This is a genomic window from Psychrobacter sp. AOP5-GZ1-6 (assembly GCF_052376345.1).
Taxonomy (GTDB): Bacteria; Pseudomonadota; Gammaproteobacteria; order Pseudomonadales; family Moraxellaceae; genus Psychrobacter.
This window is the reverse complement of sequence record NZ_JBQSVP010000218.1, coordinates 1-2,370: the sequence shown is the minus strand read 5'-3', so window position 1 is coordinate 2,370 and position 2,370 is coordinate 1. Positions and strand designations below refer to the sequence as shown.

Below are 2,370 nucleotides of genomic sequence, written 5' to 3'. Positions count from 1 at the left end.
AACAGCTTTGGCGATAAACCCTTGCCGTCTATCGACTCGGGCGGTGAAACTGATTGTACAAAAATATATGCAAAAATGATAAATCAGGTTTTAGAAATCAAACAACTGTGAAAATAAATTATATAGACTATCCTTGGGTAAGATATATCAAATAATGTACTAATTGGTCAGTGATATGTAACGCTACAACCCGACCATTTTGGTGATAATCGCATAATGGTCTTCGAACATCATGGTAGCGTCTAGCTCTGCCAGCGGTAGCCAAAATGCTTTGGCAGCGTCATCACCACCTTTTACTTTTGGCAGACCTTTTGGATCGTTTTTAAGTTGAAAGTAAAACGCTTGGGTAATCGTGCGGCCACGTGCCGAGCGATATGGGTCGTCAAAAGTATGCTGACTGTGACAAGAGCCACGTAATACTGGTTCAGGAACTTTGAGACGAGTTTCTTCACGCAGTTCACGGATACAAGCGTCAAACAATGTCTCTTTTGGGTTTAAAAACCCACCCGGCAGCGCCCATAATCCACGCCCTGGCATGCTACGGCGCTCTACCAACAAGATATGACCCGACTGTACAATCAACGCATCAGCCGTCATAAAAGTCGGTGGATAGGGAGCTGATTCCCACTGCCTTTTGTACTTGTCGATGAAATCTGCTTCTTCATGTAGCTGTTGGTATTTAGCCGTCTGTTTGAAGTCATTCAATACATTACGAGTAGATTCAGGCGTGCGCTCAGGTGTCGGCGTAGCGCCCATCAAATAACTATCTCGGATAGGCGTCGCCGATAGGTTGTGATAATTGGGCACTGATACCGAATCCCAGTTAGGAAACAATGACAAGTAGTATGATGAGCTGTCTTTTGAATGACCAATCAGGCCGATATCGCTCTGCAAATCACCAGTGACAGATTTTACGCCCGCTTGCACATACTGTAGCCAGCGTGTGTCGTTGTAGAGCGCATCATCTAGACCAACGCAATGAATACGTGCTGCTTCCTCTGCTGAGTAAGCGTCTTTGATCATCGTTGCACGTTCAGCAACGCTAAATGGATTGCGCAAGCTACGAGGCAGGTTGGCTGAGCCAATGAGCATAATCACTTCATCCGAGCGTTTTAATGCTTCGTCGATGACCGCTTTGTGTCCACGATGGAACGGCTGGAAACGACCAATAAAAACCAAATAACGATAGTGCTTATTGTTTTTAGTCAAACTCTGCTCTGATGATTCACTCATGTCCGCCAACTTCCTGCTTTTTATATTTTATGGGTAAAAACAACTTAGTGACCTCAATACTGACACAGCCTATGACTTGCTGACAAGTGTAAAGATGTTTGGTGCGGTATAACCACCAATGATTGTATAACGAAACACCATAAACATAGCTAAAATGTTAATTGGAATGTTTTTTGATCCACGCCGTCACTGTCGGCCAAATCTCTGTAGCCGCATTACGGCTAACCATGATGCGGCTGTGCGTATAGTCATCTAAATCGCCATTACTGCGCGAGTACTCTCGAAAGACGTTATCAGAATTCTTAAAGTCATCAAAAAGCTGCCGACAGCCATAGGCAGGGGAAATAAATTTATCTCCTTTAGCGCTGATGGCGTAGACAGGTATTGTGATATTTGGCATCTGTTGTCGATAGTCCAAAGGCTCATCACCACCATTTGTACCACTGCTAGGCTGGTTAAACGTACTTTTTTTAATAAAACTGCTGTTAAAGTTTTGTTGTAGGTTCCAGTCGTACCACTGGCGCATCGTATAGTCGCTTTCGTCACAGGTGCCCATCTTTAATTTTTTGGCAGGGATACGGCCAAGCAGTCGCGTGAGTGTTTTGGCGGCAATAATTTTTGCATGGCTAATCGGTTTTGATGCTGCGCCATAGGCTTGGCAGGCAAACATGCTGATGCTGTTTATTTTATCGATATAGTATTGGTTCTGAATCAGAAACATAATCAAACCAATACCGCCACCGCTGTGTGTGATGCAATGCAAATTATCGAATTTTAATTCATCAAAAAAGTAACGAAAAGTGGCTTCGTAATCATAGGTGGCAACGGTTTCGAAATTGAATTTTTCTTTGGGCGTTGAGCTGCTACCATGACCGCGCCATTCCATGATGTAACAATGATGTCCAAGGCCAGCTAGATACTCAGCAATTTTGAGACAGGTTTGTTTGTCTGAAAATGTCCCGTGCGTTAGAAATATGTTTTGTGGCTTTATTACAGAGGTATTTGTGGTTAGCGTATCAGTGACTGTGTTAGCTATTTTGCTATCGACAATTTTCCAAACAGCGATTTGTTCGCCATCTTTGGTGGTCACTAGGTTTAGCGTTTGTGTCATCATAAACGAGCTCTCTTAAACTCAAG

The 2,370-nt window shown here is 43.5% G+C and carries 2 protein-coding genes; both read right to left on the bottom strand.

Features of this window, described 5'->3' with window-relative positions; genetic code table 11:
• Positions 1-183: 183 nt before the first annotated feature.
• Positions 184-1,233 carry a bifunctional nicotinamide-nucleotide adenylyltransferase/Nudix hydroxylase gene (locus ACT3RN_RS15170; RefSeq protein ID WP_192519897.1) on the bottom strand — a complete coding sequence of 350 codons (1,050 nt, stop codon included), beginning with the start codon at positions 1,231-1,233 and terminating at the stop codon, positions 184-186.
• Between the two features lie 157 nt (positions 1,234-1,390).
• Positions 1,391-2,347, bottom strand: coding sequence for an alpha/beta fold hydrolase (locus ACT3RN_RS15165; RefSeq protein ID WP_192519898.1), 957 nt, complete (start codon positions 2,345-2,347; stop codon positions 1,391-1,393).
• Between the last annotated feature and the right edge of the window lie 23 nt (positions 2,348-2,370).

Excerpts from the sequence above, each read along its gene's own strand:
- ACT3RN_RS15170 (WP_192519897.1), bottom strand. The coding sequence starts at position 1,233 with ATGAGTGAATCATCAGAGCAGAGTTTGACTAAAAACAATAAGCACTAT.
- ACT3RN_RS15165 (WP_192519898.1), bottom strand. The coding sequence starts at position 2,347 with ATGATGACACAAACGCTAAACCTAGTGACCACCAAAGATGGCGAACAA.